This window comes from Faecalibacterium sp. Marseille-Q3530, from assembly GCF_017377625.1.
Taxonomy (GTDB): domain Bacteria; phylum Bacillota; class Clostridia; order Oscillospirales; family Ruminococcaceae; genus Faecalibacterium; species Faecalibacterium prausnitzii_E.
Genome location: NZ_JAFREH010000009.1, coordinates 79679 through 97683, shown reverse-complemented (window position 1 = coordinate 97683; position 18005 = coordinate 79679). Strand labels below are relative to the sequence as shown.

Genomic DNA, 18005 nt, shown 5'->3' with positions numbered 1-18005 from the left:
TTGTTTTATGCCCACGGGTCGGCCGATGTCGGGACGCGGATGGCGGTCATCAGGTACTGCTCCCACAAAAACCACTGCCCGCTGCCCTTGCGGCGCAGCTTGATGGGGCGGGGGTCGTCGGCACCGCCGCAGGGGATGAACAGTTTGCAGTAGCCCTCCTCGGTGTTGGAGGTGTGGTCACTGCCCACCAGAAGCGTGAAGGGCTGGCGGGGGGTATAGCCGTTTTCCGGCGATGCACCCACAAAGTAGGAGAAGGGAATGTAGCTCTTGCCGTCCCGGAAGCGGTCGTTCAAAAAGGAGCTCTCCTGCCCGTTCAGCGGGCGGGGGCCCCGCAGCCAGTTGAGCATCTCCAGCCCGATGTTTTTGTCGGCACCGTAGGCGCACAGTGCGCAGACGGTGAGGGCTGCGGTCTTAAAGGGGGTGTCCAGACTGGCCTCCGGCAGTGCCTGCATCTGGGCAAGGCTTTCCGGTAGAGCTTGAAAGGTAAAGGTGACGGTCTGGTTTCCACCGGCGGTGGAGACGGCCTGCTTCATCTTATCAAAAAGTCCCATGAAAATACTCCTTTCTGTTTCAGCTGTGAGGGTTCAGCCCCGGTTCGGGTCATGGCGGGGTACAGTCCGCCTGCGGACGATCTTCTGGTTCAGATCCAGACTGAGGTTTACAAAATAACCGTTTTCAAAATACCATGCAAGGTCCTTTGTGTCCATACCAACGCTGTTGCACAGCCACCGCAGGGGCACCTCCGGCCCGGAGTGGCTCTCCACCCGGCGGGCGATGGTCCTTGCGTGGTAGCGGCGTTTTTCGTTGCGTGCGAACAGAACAAGGGGCACTGCGCCTACCACGATCCAGAACACATACCCGACAACGTGGGAGGTGTCCTTGGCCTGCAGGTCCAGGCAGAGGGTATACAGCCCGCCGACAGAGCAGAACACGCAGAAGGCAAGCCCCGCGTTCCGCAGCCATTTGAGGACACGGGGGACTTCGCCGCGGGCTTTTTCCGAAAGATAAGGGTTCATAAACATGCTCCTTTCAGAACGAACCGCCTCCGCCGCCGTGGGTGGTGCCGCTGGAGGAGGTGTGGGTGGAACTGCCGCCGGAGCTGTCGGAATCCTTTTCCTCCACACGCTCGGTGCGGTGTACATCCCGGTACAGGAACAGCTCCCGGCTGTTGGTCAGATTCATGCTGTCCTCCCGCACATAACTGGCGGCATTCTCCTGGAACGCCACGCTGCGCAGCTGGCTTTTCATTACGCTGACGACGACCCATGCCAGCACAAGGCCGATGCCCAGCGCAAGGAACAGGTACATGAGAGACAGCGGCTCTCTGGGCAGGTTCTTAACGTCATAGGGGTGGCCCGACCGGGCAGCGTCGATGTAGGCGTCCGACCACTGGACAAAGGTGCGGAATGCGGCGGCGTAATCGCCGTCTGCCATGTCGGGGGTCATCTGCTCACCAAGATACTGGATGCCGGCATCCGTAAAGGCGGTGATGCCGTAGCCGCAGGTGGAGATGTGCCACTTGCGGTCGCCCACGCTCACCAGCAGAAGCACGCCGTCCATATCGGAGCCGTAGCCGAACTGGCAGTAATCATAGAGATCATCAGCATAGGCCTCCATGCTGTCGTAGTCCACGCTTTCCAGCGACTCGATGGTGGCAATGACAACATCAAAGCTCTGGCGCAGGCTCAGCTCTTCCAGTGCGTCCTCCAGCTCGTTGTCCTCGTCCTCGGTCAGGACGTTTGCGCTGTCGTTCATGCGGTAGTACAGGTCGGCAAAGCCGCCCTCCACCGCAAAGGCCGGAACAGCCAGCGCCGCCGCAAGGACCAGTGCTGCCAGCGCCGCAAAGAGGGAGTGCAGTCGGTTGGAAGTCTTTTTCATCGTTCGTCCCTCCTTTACAGGATCCGTGCCAGCCACAGCAGCCACATCACGCCGTAGGATGCGGCGGAAAGAGCAGCCGTAAGGCCCAGCATCCACTTGCGGGCCGCGCCTTTGTCTACAGGCAGGTCGCCCACAAATTTGCCGCTCTGCCCGTTCATGGCAAACAGGTAGTTCTCGCCCCGCCAGCTGGTGCTCAGCAGCCAGACCGGGAACAGGGCGTACTTTGCCTTGCCGCCGTGCAGCTGGATGCTGCTGTTTTCCACCTTGACCGAGTCGTAGCCGGTGACGGTCTGCTGGAACGTCTCCTCAGTGGAGCGGCGGATGCGCTTGTTGGCCCGCTCGATGCTGTCCTCGGCGCTCACATCGTATTTGTCTGCCACATAGCCTGCCAGATAGGCGGTCTGGAAGGGGATGGCATCCTGCATGGCAAAGGGCTCGATGGATTCCATCAGGTCGTCCTCGATCTTGGACGAGCCGTCCACCGGCACCGCATCAAAGCCGAGGGTGCCGTCCCGCCGGACGGAGTAGTAGTTGGTCTCGGTGTAGTCGTACTTGTTGTCCGACCAGCTGCGGGTCCGGGTGGCGGTGAACCGCAGCTGAGCGTCGGCGTCGCTGTCGAAGAGCCAGAAGGGCACATACACGCCCTTGATCTCGTCGATGTGGTTCTGGCTGCGGAACACCCTGGGCAGCAGGATCTTGCCCTTAAGGTGTTCCTGCAATTTGTCCTTGGCGGCCTTTTTGTCCAGTTTGAAGGGGATGATAAGGTCGGGCCGCAGCGTTCCGGCAAACTGTCCGGTGAGGACGATGGGGTTGCCGCAGAACGGGCAGGCGGACGCGGCCATGGTGTCGTCGCCCACGATCTCGCCGCCGCAGCTCTTGCAGCTGTAAGTGTGCAGACCGGCGGTCTCCCCTTCTGCCCAGCTGCCGCCGGGGGTGGCCCACTCCATCTCGCTGGGCTTTTCGTCCTTCAGCTCCTCGTCGTAGCCCTTGAGCGTATCCACGTCGAACTCGGTGTCGCAGTAGGGGCATTTCATCTTCTGGGTGGCGCTGTCAAACTGGATGGCGCCATCGCAGCAGGGGCACTTGTATTCCAGCATTCCTGCCATAGCGTTTCCTCCTGTTGTTCCAAAGGGGGCCGGGGGCTCTTCCCCGGCCCCGCTGTTTTTGCGTTGGTCTTCCCGCCGAAGCGGTCGGCTCAGAAATCCGTAGTGATGCGGAACACCACCGGCTCGTCCGGCTCGGTGGCTTTGCCGTGGTGGCCCACTGCCAGGAAAGCGTTTTCTTCCAGCGGCAGGAAAACATCAAAGGTGCAGAAGTCGCCGCACAGCTGGCACAGGGTCTCGCGCTCACCCACGGGAAGGGACTTTTCCAAAAAAGTGCCGTCCGGCCCGTACAGCTCCCACACATAGCCCGTATCCAGCAGATAGCCGTTGGGGCGCTTCATCATCACGGCGTCAAAGCTGCCCACCGGCTGCGAGCTGCGGGCCAGCTCATTGCCGTCCAGATCAAAGGCAGCAAAGTAGTAGTCGCCGCTGGAGTCCAGCTCGCCCACCGTCAGCAGCTCGTCCCCGCTGAGGTTCAGGGAGGGCATGCTGCAGAAGGGGCCGATCTCGTTATCGCCCTCCAGCGTCAGCTCGGTGTACTCGCCGTCCTGCACCAGCACCGGCGCGGAGTTGGTCCAGTAGATCACGGTCAGATCCCGGTCCTTGGAGGAATAGCAGCTGCCCGAGTAGTCCAGTGCGTCGCTGGGCTCCTCCGGGTCGCTGCTGTTCAGATCGTAGCAGTAGACATCAAAGTTGTCCATGGCGTACAGGATGCCATTGCGGTCGATGCTGAGGGCGTTGCTGCCGTCAATGTTGTACTCTTCCACCGGGGTCAGCCGGTCGTCCTTGATGGCATACTCGAAGATTTTGGCAGACTGCTTTTCATCGTCCTCGTTGTAGAAACTGAAGAAGTAATTGCCCCGGTAGCTGTCCGCGTGGATCAGATGATAGGCACCGCATACCTCGCGGCGGATGTCAAAGGGAATGTACTGTGCCTTGAAGGTGTATTCGCCGATGGTCAGTTCCCCGGTCTGGAACTGGGTCACAGGGACCCCTGCAGGGGCGGCTTTGTCCTCTGCTGCTTCCGGTTGTGCCGAAGCGGACGGGGCACTGCTGCTGGAAGCCGGTGCGCTGGAAACGCTGGATGCGCTGGCGGCACCGGAGCCGCCGCAGGCGGTCAGCCCGATGGCGGCGGTGGCAAGGCCCATGGCCTTGAGGAAATCTCTGCGCTGGATCTTTCTCATATCCGTTCCTCCTTTTGGGGTCACTGCACCTTTGCAAAAGCTTCGTCGGCACGGCGGCTGTACACTGCCATGCCGCCGGTCTGGGCGTCGTTTGCCAGATTGATGTTCTCCACAAAGCGGGCCTTTTCCTGCTCAGAGAGCTGCCCGCCCTTCATGGCGGCGGATGCCACGGCACCCATGGCACCAATCATGCCCATCTGGCCCTTCAGCTCCCGTTCCTCGGCCTTGGACATCCGGAAGCCGAACATGCTGGTCTCATTATCGTGGACCCCGAAGATGTGGTCCAGATGCTGCCGTGCGATGTGGGCATAGCCGATCTCCCGCCGGTCCCGCTTGCTGAAGCAGATGACCAGCTCCTGCTTGATGTAGGGGTGGGGGCGCATGCCCCGCTGGGTCTGGGCCTCGGTGATGCTGCGTGGCTGCACCAGCTTCAGCTTCAGACCGCCGCCGTTGAGGGTGGGTTCCTGACCAGGCTCCTTGGCGGGAGTCTCGTCCAGATACTCCTCATAGCTGGCGATCTGGTCGTAGCGGATCAGCTCCGGCATCTTGCCCCGTCCGCCGGTGCGGTCGTCGATGTACAGCATTCCAAGCTCATCGCAGAACACCAGCCCCATTTGCGTCGGGGTGGAGGGGTATGCGTTGACCCGGAACTCGGTCTTGTTGAACACCTCGTCGAATACCCACTTCATCCGAGCCATGTACTCCATGTGCTCCTTGGCCTCGTCCAACGTCAGCTCACTGAGCCGGATGTATTTGGAGCACTTGTTGCCACAGTCGTCGCAGAGGAACTGTCCGTCCCGGAGCTTGGAGCGGTGCAGGGTGCCGCACTCCTTGCCGCAGACGGCACAGTTCTGTTTTGCGAACAGGTTGGAAAAGAATCCCATCATGGTATGCTCCTTTCATTGCTCTGTATTTGTCAGGTCAGGTCTGGTCGCTCTCGTCAAAGGGGTCGCCGCACTCTGGGCAGAACTTGGGCGGGTGAGCAGGGTCTTCCGGCTCCCAGCCGCACTTGTCGCACTGATACTTGGGCGTACCGGCGGGCTTGGGGTTGCCGCCCTCCCGGCAGAACTTGCCGGTGACGGTGGCACCGCAGCTGCAGGTCCAGCTGTCCGCAGCGGGCTTCGGCTCCGGCTTTTTGCTGCCGCATTCCGGGCAGAATTTGCCGGTAACGGTGGCGCCGCAGCTGCACTGCCAGCTGTCCGCCGGGGCGGGTGCGGGACGGCTGACCTGCTGGGGCGCGTCCACGCTGTCCGGACGGGCCTGCTGGCCCATAGCGAACAGGTTCTGGGCGCTCATGCCGCCCATACCGCCTGCACCGGCTGCCATGCCCATGCCCATAAAGCCGGTCATGGCACCGGCGGTGTTGCCGGCGGCGGTCTTCATGGCGTCGATCTGACCACCCACCAGACGGGCGGCAGCGGTGGTGGGATCGGTGGTCATGGCGTTCTCTTCCCACTCGGTGATCTTCTTCTGCTGCTCCTCCGGGATGGACAGGGAGTTGATGTTGAAGGAGAACACTTCAATGCCGCGCTTTTTGCGCCAGACGCTGGACAGCTGCTCGTTGAGCGCCTCGGAGATCTCCAGCGTGTGGGCGGGAATCTCGTAATACTGCACCTTGTTTGCCGAAAGGGTGGCAAGGGCAGGCTGCAGGGCGTTCATCAGCTCGCTCTTCAGCCGGGGTGCGATCTCGGATGCGTCATACTGGGTGGAGACGTTGCTGCACACGTTGGTGTAGAACAGCAGCGGGTCGCAGATGCGGCAGGTGAAGCTGCCGTTGCACCGCAGGTTCACCGAGAGCTTGTAGCCCCGCTCCTCGCTGACCACCACCCGGAAGGGGATGGGGGTGGCAGTGCCGTACAGGATCTCGCCCAGCTCTTTGGTGTTGATGTAGTACACGCGCTGGTCCTTGCCGGTGTCGCCGCCGTAAGTAAAGCGCTTGGCCACGGTCAGGAAGGTTTCCGCCAGACTGTCACCGAAGTTGCCGGTAAAAACGCTTGGCTCGGTAGAAGCATCGAAGGTGAACTCGCCCGGCTCAGCGCACACCTCCACCACGCGGCCCTGCTCCACGATGAGCATGCACTGTCCGTCTGCCACGGCGATGCCGCTGCCGTTGGTGATGATGTTGTCCTCGCCGTTGTTGGAGCTGCGGCGGGAGGTGCGCTTCTGGCCCTTGACCATCAGCACATCTTTGTCCAGAGAATCGCAGTAGAAAAATTCCTTCCACTGGTCTGCAAGGGTTCCGCCCAGTGCGCCCATACCTGCTTTGATAAGACCCATAGTAATTTCCTCCTGTTATTTGTTTGTTGTAAGCGACAACGCTTTGTCATCGCATTGCGTTCGGTTTCGGTCACGGTACAAGGGTTAGATCCGGGGAGTCGTTTTTCCAGTAAATGGGACGCGTGTCCCGGTCAAACAGCACTTCTCCGGCGCGGTATTTCAGGCTGCAGCCGCTGGGGCTGCCGTCATCGTTCAGCAGAATGGCCCAGAACTCGCACGGCTTGCCGTTCTGATCGGTCAATGTAAAATGCAGCTCGGTGCCGTCCTCGGTGCGGCCCTGCGTTCCCTCTGCGGTGCCGGTCAGAATGCCGCTCCACCCGTCCCATTCCACGCTCATACAGCAGCTGCCGTCCGGCAGGAAGGTCATCCAGCGGATCCCCTTTGCAGACTCGTCTCCGGCGCGGTAAGTGCCCCACAGCCTGCGGGGGATGGCGGTGAAGCCGATGTCGTCCCATGCCTCGGTGCGTTGAAAAACGTACCAGACCTCACTGCCCTTTTTCAGGCCGATGGACTGCATTCGCAGCGAGCCGTCCTCCATCCTGGAGATGGTCCAGCGGCTTCTGCCGTCCTCGCTGAGGCATGTCAGGTTCCAGCCCTGACTTTTTTTCCCGTCCCAGCCGGTCACAGCGCCGGCATTCAGCTCTCCGGTGCGGGTCTCGGCAGCGGACTGGATCTGCGGGCTGACGTATGTTTCCCGGATGAAGGAGACGGTCACCGTGCCGGTGATCTCGGTCTGTTCCAGCCGCAGGGTGCAGCTTTCGTTGCGGTCGGCGGGGGCATAGCTTTCACCCTGCGTCACCGCCGTGACTGCCATCCACTCGGCCAGCACCTGCCACTCCCAGTCCGGTGGCAGCGGCTGCGCGTCCAGAGGAAGAGTCACTTTGTCGTCTACATATTCCTCCTGGGCGGCGCTGAACCGGCTGACTACAAAGGAAATGTTCCCCTTGCCGTCCAGCGAAAAAGGCAGCTCGTCCAGCGAAGTCCACCATGCGGTGTTTCCCTCTTTCAGGCTGCCGGTGGGCAGCAGTCCTCTCTCGATGGCGGCTTGACGGTCCAGCTCATCCCGGCGCTTCACGTCGCGGTAAAGCGCCTCTTCCAGCGCAACGGGGTCTGCCCCCATGCGCTGCAGCATCTGGGTGACGGTCAGCTGGTTTCCGCTGGCAAAATCGAAGCACCAGCCGTCGTAGAAGGGGGCGCCGGTACCTCCGTAGCTGCTGCTGACCACAAGGCTGACACAATCGTCATACCAGCTTGCTTCCCAGTTCATTTCAATGCTGAAATCCCACACGGCCGGGTCGGCCGCCGCCGGGCTGTCCGCATAGTCCAGCACATCGTATTCGTAGGAGCGGGTAATCTCGGCGTTGATGCGGGCGGCGTCGGCGCTGTCGCTTTCCAGCCGGGGCAGGTGGATGTTCAGTCGGACCTTGCCGCCGTTTTCCGCCTGCACCACCTTTTCAAGGGTGTACTGCTCGGTGATCGCCGCGGTGACGTGCATGGCATCCGGCGGGGTCGATTTCAGCTCCCGGCTGCCAGCCGGGCGGGCAGAGGCCGCGGCCCTTGCCCCGCAGCCTGCCAGCAGCGCCGCCAGCAAAGCCGCCAGTGCGCCGCACAGTGCCAGGTGTTTCATCTTGCACCTCCTGCTCGTTTATCAGCCGTAGCTGTGGGTCAGCACCAGCGGGACCGTTTCGTTCGTCAAGGGGTTCTGCCCGCTCAGGGGGGTAAGGATCAGGCAATCAATGCGATAATCAAGCTTCAATGCAGCGCTGAACGCAACCCATTCCGGGCCGTTTTCGGTGTCGCGGATAAGAGAGAAGCCCAGCGCGGTGCCGTCCGGGGTAGCGCCCAGATAGGTGACAGCACCCTGATAGAAATAGCGGTTGTTGTGGGTGGCCAGCTGGCAGCCGCCGCCTGAATTCAGGTCCAGCCAGCACCAGTCCTCCCCTTCCCCAAGGCTGAAGCTGCCGGTGGAATCTACCGTCTGCGGGCTGTTCCACTCAGCGGTCAGCGGGGCAAGCTCTGTTTCCGTACCGTCTGCACACAGCAGGCTGACCTCGGCGTCCCGCAGCGCCAGCGCGATGCCGTTGTTGGCAATATAGATGGGGTCGGCACAGAACAGGCTCTGGCCATACAGCAGGCAGCGCAGCACATCCACATACTCCACAAAGCCATCCTCGGTAAGCAGGTAGACCACGGGGTGGAAGGACGCGCCCAGCTCGCCGATGCACACATCTACATAATTATGATAGGCGTTGCGGATGGGCAGGGTGACATCGCCGTCCAGACGGATATCATAATCCTCTGCCCATGCGATGGTCTCAGGGGTGCGTTTGATGGTAACGGTGCGGGTGTCGCCGTCCAGCAACACCGAAACGCTGCCGTAGGTATCGGTAAGTACCGGCGTTTTGGCAGGGGCGGCGGGGGTCAGCGGAAGTTCCACCTTCAGCGGACGCCAGCCGCTGCCGGCGGTGGTGTGGTATCCGCCAACAAGGGTGACGGTATTTTCGTTTTCCAGCAGAACGGTCAGGTTTTCCAGCCCGTTGTCCCGCAGGGTGTCGGCGCGCATCCCGGAGAGCATGCCGCTTTCCCGCAGGGAATCGTAATATTCCTGCTGCACCATGTTGCGGTCAAAAGTCTGTATGGCAGCGCGGTATACCGCAAGCTGCGCCTCGTCCGGGTCCAGCCCCATGCGCTGCAGCATTTCCGTCACGAAGACCAGCTTTCCGGTGGCAAAATCGAAGCACCAGCCCTGAGAATAGATGGGGTCGGTACCGCCGTAGTAGCTGCTCACCACAAGGCTTACGCAGTCGCCGTACCAGTAGGCGTCCCAGTCGATGTAAGTCTGCGAGCACCATTCGTCCTGCGACACCTCAGCCTGCGGATAGCTTTCATAATCCCGATATTCCGCCGCATACCTGGCGGCAAGCTCATCGTTGAGATAAGCGGCGTCCGGGCTGTCGCACACAAGCTGCGGCACATGGATGGTCAGCTTCTGTGCGCTGTCCCATTCGTACTGCCGGATGGTCTTTTCCAGCGTGAACTGCTCCGTGATACGTTCCTTTTGGGTTGCAAGCGCCGGGGCATTCTGGCTGCTGCCGGTGCTTTGGCTGGCGGCAGCGGAGCCGGAGCTGCTTTTTGTGCCGCCACACCCGGCCAGCACCAGCGCGGCAGCCAGCACCAGCGCGGTAAGGCGTTTGTGTTTCATGGTCGTTCTCCTTGTTTTCTCAGCCGCAGCTGTAGGTCATTTGCAGCTGGGTCTCCCCCTCGGCAAAGGGGTTTTGCCCGGCGATCATGGTCAGGGTCAGGTTGTTGTACATGTCTATCTTGAACGCCGCCACAAACTCGATGGACGACTGCCCGGCTTCGGTCTCGTTGGCAGAGATGCCCAGCACCATGCCCTCGGGCACCACGCCCAGATACGCGGCATCGCCCTGATCGATGCGGCTGTTGTCCTGCACGCCCAGCTGAACGCTGCCGTCGCTGGTCAGATCCATCCAGCTCCAGCCGTTTTCGTCGGTGTAGTTGTAGGAGCCGGCGATGGAATAAGGGATATCCTGCGTGCTCCACTCTGACAACAGGTCGGCCAGCTTCAGTACAGAGCCATCCTTCCGGCGCAGGTTCACCTTGCTATTGCCGCTGCGTTCCAGCGACACGCCGTTGTTGGCAATGTAGATGGGGTCCTGACAGATCATGGCGTTTCCGAACAGAAGGCAGCGCAGCACATCTACATACTCCACCACGCCGTCTTTGGTCAGCAGATAGACCACCGGGTGGAAGACCGAGTCGGTCTGCTGACCGATGCACACGTCCACATATTCATTGTAAGAGCCAAGGATCGGGTAGGTGTGCGCCTGTTCCAGCCGGAGGTTGAGTTCCGTGTCCCAAGTAGCGGTTTTTGGTGCAGGGCTCACGGTGATGGTGGCCTGCGTTCCATTCAGCTGCACCTGCACGCCGTCGAAGGTGTCAGTCAGCACCGGCTGCGCCTGCGGCTGGGCAGCGGTCTGCAGCGGGATCTCCATATCCAGCTGCTGCCATCTCTCTTCGGACGCGGCGCTGTATCTGCCCCGGAGCACCAGCTGATTTTGCTCCGGCAAAAGCAGGCAAAGGTTTTCCAGTTCATTGTATTCCAGCGTGTCCATCCGCATTTGCGACAACTCTCCGCCGAGACGCAGGCTCTCGTAATACGCGCCCTGCGCCATCTCCCGGTCAAAGGCCTGCATGGCCTGCCGCTGCACCTGCTGCTGCACGGTGTCCGGGTCCAGACCCATCCGCTGCAGCATCTCGGCCAAGGTGAGCTGCCGGCCGCTGGCAAAATCGAAGCACCAGCCGCTGTAACGCCACGGGGCGGTGCCGTCATAGCGGCTGCGCACCACCAGACTGACGCAGTCGCCGTACCAGTAGGCATCCCAGCCTACACCGATCTGCGGGTACTCGCCGCCCGGCTGCCCGGCCTCCTCGTAGGCCTCATATTCCCGGAAATCCGCCGCATAAATGGCGGCAAGCTCCTTGTTCAGGCTTACAGCATCCGAGCTGCCGCATTCCAGCTGCGGCACATGGACGGAAATGTACTGCACCGCGTCCTCCCCCCACACGCCCGAAACGTTCTTTTCCAGCGCGAACTGGTCGGTGATGCGGTCTGTCTGGGCGGCCTGCACCACCGCGACGGGGGTGCTTCGGCTGCTGTCGGAGCTTTGGTCGGCAGCGGCGCCGGAGCCTGCGGGGGCCGCGGGGGCCGCTGCGCCGCCGCACCCTGCCAGCAGCAGGGCCGCAGCCAGCACCAGCGCCCATGCGCCAAGGGCCCACCGGGTACTGCGGTGTTTTGTCTCCTTCATAGGATGCTCCTTTCTTTGCTCCCTCTGTTTTTGAGGGTGGGGCTTCGGGCTCTGGGGCGTTCTCTGCACTTGCGGTCTGTCTCATCTTGTGCTATCCTTATAGATAGAATCTGTTGGCACTTGTTGAGATGCCTTGTGCATAACAACGGGCACCCCGCACCCAGCATGGGAAATCTTCTGTCTGTACTGTATCATACTCAAGAAAAAAATGCCCCCCTAGAATAGTCGTTTTTGGGGGGCATTTCAAAAATAAATTTTGGGGATTTTGGGCCTTCCCCGTAAGGAATCCCCCCAAAAAGCCAAAAATTGGGGGGATTTCGGGGCGGTTTTCCGCCAAAACGGGAAACTGCGGCCCTTCTTGTGCTGGTTTTCCCCCTCTGGCTGCAATGTGTGGAAAGGAATCACGAACATGGAACGAAGGACATTTTTGAAGCTTGCGGCAGTTCTCCCCGGTCTGGTCCTTGCGGGCTGCGGCGGCAGCAAGACCCTGCTCTCTGCCAAGGACCCCACCATGCTCAGCATCTGGCATGTGTATGGCGAGCAGGCAGATTCGCCCATGAACCGTCTGCTCACCGAGTTCAACGATACGGTGGGAAAGGAGAAGGGCATCCTGCTCAACGTGACCAACATGACCAACAGCGCCGCCATTGGCAGTCAGCTGCAGGATGCCAAGGCCGACAAGCCCGGTGCGCTGGACCTGCCGGACCTGTTCTCGGCCCACGCTTCAGATGCCAGTGCGCTGGGCATCGAGACCCTTGTGGACTGGAACGACTGGTTCACCGCCGAGGACATGGCGGCCTATGTGCCCGGCTTTGTGCAGGACGGCATCATCGACGGGCGGCAGGTGGTGTTCCCGGTGTCCAAATCCACCCAGCTCATCTTTTTGAATGGCTCCCAGTACGCCCGGTTTGCGGCGGACACCGGGGCGCGGCTTTCCACCCTTGCCACATGGGACGGCTTTTTTACCATGGCGGATTCCTACCGGCAGTGGTCGCAGGGCAAGCCTTTCTGCGCGCTGGACTATCCGCTACGTCTGGTGGAGCTGAACGCGCTGGAACAGGGCGGCGGAGAGCTGTACAAGGGTAGCTGGTACGACCTGACCAACAAGGCCTTTCGTGCTTCGTGGATGGAGTTTGCCAAGGCCCTGGTGCAGGGCGATATTCTGGTGTCGGACCTGTACTCTAACACGCAGGTGATGACCGGCGAGACGCTGGCTGGCCTTGGCAGCTCTGCGGCCATCCTCTATTACAACGATGTCGTCACCTACCCGGACAACACCACCGAGCCCACCGACCTGATGCTGGCTCCCCTGCCCCACGCCGCCGGCACCGCCACGCCCCTGATGCCGCAGGCCGGTGTGGGCCTGTGCGCCTTCAAGACCACCGACCAGAAGGCCGAAGCCGCTGCGGTGTTCCTGCGCTGGCTCACGGAACAGCAGCGCAATCTGGAATTTGCCGCCGATACCGGGTATATGCCGGTGTCTCGTGATGCCTTTGATGCCATTGCGGACTATCCGTTCGAGCAGCCGAGCTATCAGCGGCTGTACGATGTTTACAACGAGATGCGCATCCAGAATACCCCGGTGTCCGAGCCGGGTATCGTGGGATACCATGCCAAGACGAAAACCTTCTACGACAGTCTGCGCCAGCGCCAGAAGGACTACCCCCGGCGTCTGGCCAATGGCGAAACGCTGGAGGCTCTGACCGAGGAGACATGGCAGCTGCTGTGTGACAATGCCTGAGTCTGCCGCTTAGCCGGAAAGGAGGGACTTTGATGCACTTTTTTGCCCGGCAACGTGAGAAGATCCGCCAGAGTTCCATGAGCTCCCGGCTGCTGTGGCCCTGCCTGCTTCTGGTGGTGCTGCTGGTGCTGACCTTTGGTGCGGCGCTGTTCCTGTTTGCCAGTCTGCATAACACCAAAAAGGACATCACCCGCAGCATGGAGATCCAGTTTTCGGTGTTCCAGAACGATATGGAACGCTATTTTGACCAGCTGGCGATCATGGGCGTGAACCTTTCCGAAGATATGGGCAGCCTTGTAGACAGGCAGCTTGCCAGCCGGGAGATGACCTTTGACCAGCTGAACGATTCCCCCGAAGTGCTGAACGCGCTGGAAGAGGAAATGATCGAGCCGCTCTGCCGCACGCTGCGCCAGAGCAGCTGTTCCGGAGCCTTTGTGCTGCTGGATGCCACCGTCAACACCCGCATGGAGGGTGCCGGGCATTCCCGCGCCGGGCTGTATGTGCAGAAAAGCGGGGCCGACACCCCCACTGTGCCCCTGCTGCTCTACCGGGGCAGTGCGGAGGTGGGCAAGACTCACAGCGTGATGCCCCACCGCAAATGGCGCATGGAGTTCCAGACCGACCAGTTCCCGGACTACGACCGTTGGATGACCCCCAGCGACACCCCGCTGTACCAGTCTTATACGCTGACCGAGCGGTTCAGCATTCCCGGCACCTCAGAGGAGGTGCAGCTGTTCGTGTTGCCTCTGCGGGGACAGGACGGCACAATGTACGGGCTGTGCGGCTTTGAGATCAGTGAGAGCTACTTCAAGCAGAACTTTGCCCAGCCCACAGGCTTTGATCGTCTGAGCTGCCTTCTTGCCCCGGCGGGCAGCGAGCTGAGCGCCGGAGCCGCTCTCAGCAGCGGCACCACCGATGGCTACTACCATGCCCTCCGGGATACACTGGTGCTGCGCAGCATGGGCGGTGGGCTGACCCAGTTGATCGGTGCCGACGGCGCCTATGCGGGCATCACGGAGATCTGCCGCCTGAACGAGAAACAGTCCTACCGGCTGGCTGTCTGCATCCCCATGGCAGACTACCAGCGTCTGGTCTTGTCCGGCGATCTGCAAATGCTGCTGATCGGCCTGTTCATTACCTTTTTTGTGGTATTCTGCTGTATCTACTTCCACCGGCACATCCTTTCGCCTGCGTTCCGGCAGCTTGAGGAAGACCGGCGGGAGTCCCGGCGGCGGATGGACGAGCTGCAGATGGAGCGCCAGCAGATGCAGACTGAGCTGTCCCGGCTGGCGGACGTGTGCCGCAACGAGTCGGTGCCCGATGCCTTCCAGACCTTCGTGGCGGGCATTCCCAGCCTGACCAAGACCGAACGCCGCATCTTTGACGGCTACGCCGCCGGGCTGCGCTCCAGGGAGATCGTGGAGCAGCTGGACATCAAGGACAGCACCCTGCGCTTCCACAACAAGAACATCTACGAAAAGCTGGGGGTCAGTTCCCTCAAGCAGCTGCAGCAGTTCGCAGCAATTTTGAATTCCGGCAGGGATGCAGCCCCGGACGACAGCGGCCCCAAGAAGGCCCGCTGAATGGAACGTTCCCGCGCCACAGCTTTCACCGGAAACAAGCAAAAATGAAGGGGCTATTGCAAAATAGCCCCAACGAATAAAAACGCAGCGCACCCCAATTCTATGGGCTGCACTGCGTCTGGCGTCTGGTTTGATTCAATTATTCTGCTATTCTGCCGCCAATTTCAAGAATTTCTTGTCCGACTGGATGCTCTGGGTCACAAACTTCCCATCCCGGAACAATGCGTATGTTGTGACCGGTGCAGGCACATTCTGTGCCGTCTCTTTCTCGGTGATGTGGATGGCTTTGAACGGAATTCCATGTTCCTTTGCAGCCTCCTGTACCTTTGGCACCCAATAATAGGTGTAGGGGCACTGGTCGGTATAGTAGAGGACAAAGCCATTTTCCTCCACCTTGGGATGCTTGGCACAGTCTTTGAATTTTGGCGGCTGGGCACTCTCTGCAAGGGGCAGGTACATGAGATTGATTCCGCAATCGGAGATGTCCGAAACCTTGAAGCCCTTATGGGTCAAAAACTTTGGGTCAGCAAGAAACTCCCGTTTGCGCCCCTCGGCACACAGAATGCAAACGCCGTTTTTGCCCTGTGCCTTGGCATCCCGAAGGCATTTTTCCAGCAGTTCGCTGGAATAGCCGTGCCCTTTCAGGGAACCGGAGACCCACAGGCAGTTGATATAAAGCCAGCCTGCCGCATCAATGGGCACCCATGCGTTTTCTGCCGGGATGTACTCGATAAAGCACTTGCCGCGCTCTGCGCTGCGGTAGAAAACAAGCCCCTCCTCAAATCGCTGCTTAAGCCATTCCTTCTTGGCAAGGCTCTGTTGGCCGGACATAGCACAACAGATGTGTTCCTTGTCGATGTTTTCCTTGGTAACTCTGATATAGTTCATCTTGCAGTTCCTCCTGCGGCTTATCGCATCCGTCCATCGCCGCCCATCAGGGCGGTCATTTCTTCAAGATAGTCCAGCGGGAACGGCGGAGCGCACAACGGCTTCATGGCAATGCTCATGAGCTTCATGGGGTTGTCGTCTGCCGCCACCCGGTTGGAGCTGAGTTCTCCGCAGCGTTTGCAGCGGTGGATGATCGCCCACTCGCCGCCCTTGCGCACCCAGACGGCCACCGGCTCCATGATGCCGCCGCAGTCGGAGGCGCGGTCACCGGGTTCTTCGTCCACATGAAGGCTGGACTGTTCATCATGCGTTCTGGAAAAGTTATATTTTTCGCACATTTTCTATTGACATGCTCTATGCCATGTGATATATTTATCACACAATGTGTGCGAAATTTCTCACCTCGCTTTTTACTGTTTTTATCTTCATTCACAAGAAAGGAACTTTCCTATGAAAAAAGTAACGTTGAAAGAACTGGTCGCTGGTAAGATCATCTTTGCCGTTCTGGTCGCGCTCTACTACTGGATGTGGGCACGGAACGACTGGAAGGATTTTTATCCCACGATTCAGACCGTTGTGGGTGGCTTCACGTTCTGGTATTTTGTATTCCGCGCTATCCGGGTGCGGAAATATAAGCAGGAAGCTGCCGACGAAATGGCCGAGGCCAATCTCCACCGATGCGACAGCATCTGTCTGAAGGTCTGCAGGGCCGCCCTGATTGGGATTGGCTTTGCCTGTGCCATCGGTCGGCTCGTGCTTACCACCGAGGTCATCGGCTACTGCCTGATGGGGACGCTGATCCTGATTGAAGTCGTGCGCACGGTTGCATTCTGGCTGATGGACGAGAAAGGACTCTGAGCATGGCACTGGTCACAAAACTGAAAGAATACCGGGAGCGGGACAATTTCAAGCAGGCGGAGCTGGCCGAGCTGGTCGGGGTACGCCGGGAAACCATTGTCAACCTTGAAAAAGGCAAGTACAACCCATCCCTGAAACTGGCGATGGACATTGCAAAGGTCTTTCACACCACGGTGGAAGAATTGTTTGCGTATACAGAGGATTAAAAAGACGCAGTGCAGATTATGGCAGGGCCGTAACCGGCACTGCGTCTAAGCGTCTGGCTGGCTTTCCCCTCTCCGTCACCTCCTGCTTTTTCGCCCAGCTCAGAGTTCGCCGTCCTTCCACTGGCTCCCGCTCTGGGGGAGCTGCCCGCCGGAAAGCGGACGGAGCGGGGCGTCCAGCTCCAACAGGGTGGCCGCTGCGGCCTCGTCGAGGCTCTGGACGCTGCGCAGTTTCCGGCTGATGGCGCGGCTGCGCACCCCGATGAGGTTGTCAAGCTCTTCGTCGGTCTGGCGGAGGCGCTGCTGCATTTTGGAGAGCCCCTGCCCGAACTTGTCGAACTCGGTCTTCACGGCACCGAGCAGCTGCCAGACCTCACCCGACCGCTTCTGGATAGCCAGCGTCTTGAAGCCCATCTGCAAACTGTTCAGCAGGGCCGCCATGGTGCTGGGGCCGGCCACATTCACCTGATAGTCCCGCTGCAGCACTTCCAGCAATCCGGCATTGACCACCTCGGCATACAGGCCCTCAAACGGCAGGAACAGGATGCCAAACGTCGTGGTATAGGGCGGTTCCACGTACTTTTCGCGGATGTCCTTTGCCTCGCTGCGCAACACCAGCTCCAGCGCGTGGCGGGCATTCTCCACCGCCTGCGCATCGCCGGAAGCCTGTGCATCCTGCAAATGGGCGTAGGTGTCGCCGGGGAATTTCGAGTCGATGGGCAACCAGACCGTGCTGCCGTCCACGCCCGGCATCTTGACGGCATATTCCACCCGCTGGCTGCTGCCGGGGATGGTGGCCACATTGGTCTCGTACTGTTCCGGGGCAAGGATCTCTTCCAGAATGGCCCCCAACTGGATCTCGCCGAGGATGCCGCGGGTCTTGACGCCGGAGAGCACCTGCTTCAGCCCGCCGACGTCGGCGGCAAGGTTCTGCATCTCGCCCAGCCCCTTATACACCTGTTCCAGCTGCTCGTTGACGGCCTTGAAGCTCTCGCTCACCCGCTTTTGCAGGGTATCCTGCAACTGTTCATCGACGGTGTGGCGGATCTCATCCAGTTTGCGGTTGTTCTCGGCCTGCAGGGCAGTCATGCTCTCGGCCATGCTCCGGCGCAGCTCTTCCAGCTTCTGGGTATTGGATGCTTCCAGCGAACGCAGACGGTGTTCCAGAAGCTGCTGCTGGCTGTCCTGCCCCTGTGCCAGCGTCGTGCTCATGTTCTGCACCGCAGTCTGCAGCGTCTCGCTGACGCTGCGCAGGGCGGTGTGATTCTGCTCAGCGAGGGCCGACTGCCTGGCCGCAAACTCCTTAGCCTGCGCATCCAACTGTTGCTGCATCCAGCGCTTGAGCTCGTCGTGATCCGGTGCACCGCCCTGCTTTTTGCCGGTGCGCCAGAGCACCACGGCCAGTTCCAGGCAGATGACGACCAGCAGAAGGGTGTAAAGTCCTGCCAGATATTCCATAAA

The 18005-nt window shown here is 60.4% G+C and carries 16 protein-coding genes and 1 pseudogene; 4 read left to right on the top strand and 13 right to left on the bottom strand.

Annotation, left to right across the window (positions count from 1 at the left end; all coding sequences use genetic code 11):
* Nucleotides 1–5: 5 nt before the first annotated feature.
* The 10 genes from J3350_RS09090 to J3350_RS09045 all read right to left on the bottom strand — a co-directional run bounded on the left by J3350_RS09090 (nt 6) and on the right by J3350_RS09045 (nt 11271).
* Nucleotides 6–551 (bottom strand): hypothetical protein, encoded by a 546-nt coding sequence (locus tag J3350_RS09090; protein WP_207686389.1) that lies wholly within the window; start codon nt 549–551, stop codon nt 6–8.
* A gap of 33 nt (nt 552–584) precedes the next feature.
* Nucleotides 585–1016, bottom strand: coding sequence for a hypothetical protein (locus tag J3350_RS09085; RefSeq protein ID WP_242700217.1), 432 nt, complete (start codon nt 1014–1016; stop codon nt 585–587).
* A gap of 13 nt (nt 1017–1029) precedes the next feature.
* Nucleotides 1030–1878, bottom strand: a complete 849-nt coding sequence (locus J3350_RS09080; RefSeq protein ID WP_207686387.1) for a TPM domain-containing protein — start codon at nt 1876–1878, stop codon at nt 1030–1032.
* Nucleotides 1879–1892: 14 nt separating this feature from the next.
* Nucleotides 1893–2984, bottom strand: coding sequence for a hypothetical protein (locus J3350_RS09075; protein ID WP_207686386.1), 1092 nt, complete (start codon nt 2982–2984; stop codon nt 1893–1895).
* A gap of 89 nt (nt 2985–3073) precedes the next feature.
* Nucleotides 3074–4165, bottom strand: coding sequence for a twin-arginine translocation signal domain-containing protein (locus J3350_RS09070; RefSeq protein WP_207686385.1), 1092 nt, complete (start codon nt 4163–4165; stop codon nt 3074–3076).
* A gap of 20 nt (nt 4166–4185) precedes the next feature.
* Complete coding sequence (locus J3350_RS09065; RefSeq protein ID WP_207686384.1) at nt 4186–5052, bottom strand: DUF4428 domain-containing protein; 867 nt, start codon at nt 5050–5052, stop codon at nt 4186–4188.
* 34 nt (nt 5053–5086) lie between these two features.
* The gene (locus J3350_RS09060; RefSeq protein ID WP_207686383.1) at nt 5087–6442 is read right to left on the bottom strand and encodes an SPFH domain-containing protein; all 1356 of its coding nucleotides are present in this window, start codon (nt 6440–6442) and stop codon (nt 5087–5089) included.
* A 70-nt stretch (nt 6443–6512) separates the two neighbouring features.
* Nucleotides 6513–8069 (bottom strand): hypothetical protein, encoded by a 1557-nt coding sequence (locus J3350_RS09055; RefSeq protein WP_207686382.1) that lies wholly within the window; start codon nt 8067–8069, stop codon nt 6513–6515.
* 21 nt (nt 8070–8090) lie between these two features.
* Nucleotides 8091–9644, bottom strand: coding sequence for an acid-shock protein (locus J3350_RS09050; protein WP_207686381.1), 1554 nt, complete (start codon nt 9642–9644; stop codon nt 8091–8093).
* A gap of 19 nt (nt 9645–9663) precedes the next feature.
* Nucleotides 9664–11271 carry an acid-shock protein gene (locus J3350_RS09045; protein ID WP_207686380.1) on the bottom strand — a complete coding sequence of 536 codons (1608 nt, stop codon included), beginning with the start codon at nt 11269–11271 and terminating at the stop codon, nt 9664–9666.
* 409 nt (nt 11272–11680) lie between these two features.
* On the opposite strand from J3350_RS09045, the gene J3350_RS09040 reads away from it, so the two are divergent.
* Both J3350_RS09040 and J3350_RS09035 read left to right on the top strand, forming a co-directional pair.
* On the top strand, nt 11681–13012 hold the full coding sequence (locus J3350_RS09040) for an ABC transporter substrate-binding protein (RefSeq protein WP_207686379.1): 1332 nt from the start codon (nt 11681–11683) through the stop codon (nt 13010–13012).
* Nucleotides 13013–13044: 32 nt separating this feature from the next.
* Nucleotides 13045–14595 (top strand): helix-turn-helix transcriptional regulator, encoded by a 1551-nt coding sequence (locus tag J3350_RS09035; protein WP_207686378.1) that lies wholly within the window; start codon nt 13045–13047, stop codon nt 14593–14595.
* A gap of 147 nt (nt 14596–14742) precedes the next feature.
* Here the strand turns inward: J3350_RS09035 and J3350_RS09030 are convergent, their stop codons facing one another.
* On the bottom strand, nt 14743–15483 hold the full coding sequence (locus J3350_RS09030) for an N-acetyltransferase (protein ID WP_207686377.1): 741 nt from the start codon (nt 15481–15483) through the stop codon (nt 14743–14745).
* A 20-nt stretch (nt 15484–15503) separates the two neighbouring features.
* Nucleotides 15504–15779: pseudogene (locus tag J3350_RS09025) on the bottom strand (RNHCP domain-containing protein); the annotation flags it as partial.
* Between the two features lie 154 nt (nt 15780–15933).
* Between J3350_RS09025 and J3350_RS09020 the strand changes: the two are divergent.
* Nucleotides 15934–16341: a hypothetical protein gene (locus J3350_RS09020; RefSeq protein ID WP_207686376.1), complete on the top strand. Its 408-nt coding sequence runs from the start codon at nt 15934–15936 to the stop codon at nt 16339–16341.
* A 2-nt stretch (nt 16342–16343) separates the two neighbouring features.
* Nucleotides 16344–16547 carry a helix-turn-helix transcriptional regulator gene (locus J3350_RS09015; protein ID WP_097793418.1) on the top strand — a complete coding sequence of 68 codons (204 nt, stop codon included), beginning with the start codon at nt 16344–16346 and terminating at the stop codon, nt 16545–16547.
* Nucleotides 16548–16646: 99 nt separating this feature from the next.
* Here J3350_RS09015 and rmuC read toward each other — a convergent pair whose 3' ends face one another.
* Nucleotides 16647–18002, bottom strand: a complete 1356-nt coding sequence (gene rmuC, locus J3350_RS09010; RefSeq protein WP_207686375.1) for a DNA recombination protein RmuC — start codon at nt 18000–18002, stop codon at nt 16647–16649.
* Nucleotides 18003–18005 lie beyond the last annotated feature (3 nt).

What these genes read in the sequence shown, in the direction of transcription:
- J3350_RS09090 (WP_207686389.1), bottom strand. Translation starts at nt 551, where the DNA reads ATGGGACTTTTTGATAAGATGAAGCAGGCCGTCTCCACCGCCGGTGGA.
- J3350_RS09085 (WP_242700217.1), bottom strand. Translation starts at nt 1,016, where the DNA reads ATGAACCCTTATCTTTCGGAAAAAGCCCGCGGCGAAGTCCCCCGTGTC.
- J3350_RS09080 (WP_207686387.1), bottom strand. Translation starts at nt 1,878, where the DNA reads ATGAAAAAGACTTCCAACCGACTGCACTCCCTCTTTGCGGCGCTGGCA.
- J3350_RS09075 (WP_207686386.1), bottom strand. Translation starts at nt 2,984, where the DNA reads ATGGCAGGAATGCTGGAATACAAGTGCCCCTGCTGCGATGGCGCCATC.
- J3350_RS09070 (WP_207686385.1), bottom strand. Translation starts at nt 4,165, where the DNA reads ATGAGAAAGATCCAGCGCAGAGATTTCCTCAAGGCCATGGGCCTTGCC.
- J3350_RS09065 (WP_207686384.1), bottom strand. Translation starts at nt 5,052, where the DNA reads ATGATGGGATTCTTTTCCAACCTGTTCGCAAAACAGAACTGTGCCGTC.
- J3350_RS09060 (WP_207686383.1), bottom strand. Translation starts at nt 6,442, where the DNA reads ATGGGTCTTATCAAAGCAGGTATGGGCGCACTGGGCGGAACCCTTGCA.
- J3350_RS09055 (WP_207686382.1), bottom strand. Translation starts at nt 8,069, where the DNA reads ATGAAACACCTGGCACTGTGCGGCGCACTGGCGGCTTTGCTGGCGGCG.
- J3350_RS09050 (WP_207686381.1), bottom strand. Translation starts at nt 9,644, where the DNA reads ATGAAACACAAACGCCTTACCGCGCTGGTGCTGGCTGCCGCGCTGGTG.
- J3350_RS09045 (WP_207686380.1), bottom strand. Translation starts at nt 11,271, where the DNA reads ATGAAGGAGACAAAACACCGCAGTACCCGGTGGGCCCTTGGCGCATGG.
- J3350_RS09040 (WP_207686379.1), top strand. Translation starts at nt 11,681, where the DNA reads ATGGAACGAAGGACATTTTTGAAGCTTGCGGCAGTTCTCCCCGGTCTG.
- J3350_RS09035 (WP_207686378.1), top strand. Translation starts at nt 13,045, where the DNA reads ATGCACTTTTTTGCCCGGCAACGTGAGAAGATCCGCCAGAGTTCCATG.
- J3350_RS09030 (WP_207686377.1), bottom strand. Translation starts at nt 15,483, where the DNA reads ATGAACTATATCAGAGTTACCAAGGAAAACATCGACAAGGAACACATC.
- J3350_RS09020 (WP_207686376.1), top strand. Translation starts at nt 15,934, where the DNA reads ATGAAAAAAGTAACGTTGAAAGAACTGGTCGCTGGTAAGATCATCTTT.
- J3350_RS09015 (WP_097793418.1), top strand. Translation starts at nt 16,344, where the DNA reads ATGGCACTGGTCACAAAACTGAAAGAATACCGGGAGCGGGACAATTTC.
- rmuC (WP_207686375.1), bottom strand. Translation starts at nt 18,002, where the DNA reads ATGGAATATCTGGCAGGACTTTACACCCTTCTGCTGGTCGTCATCTGC.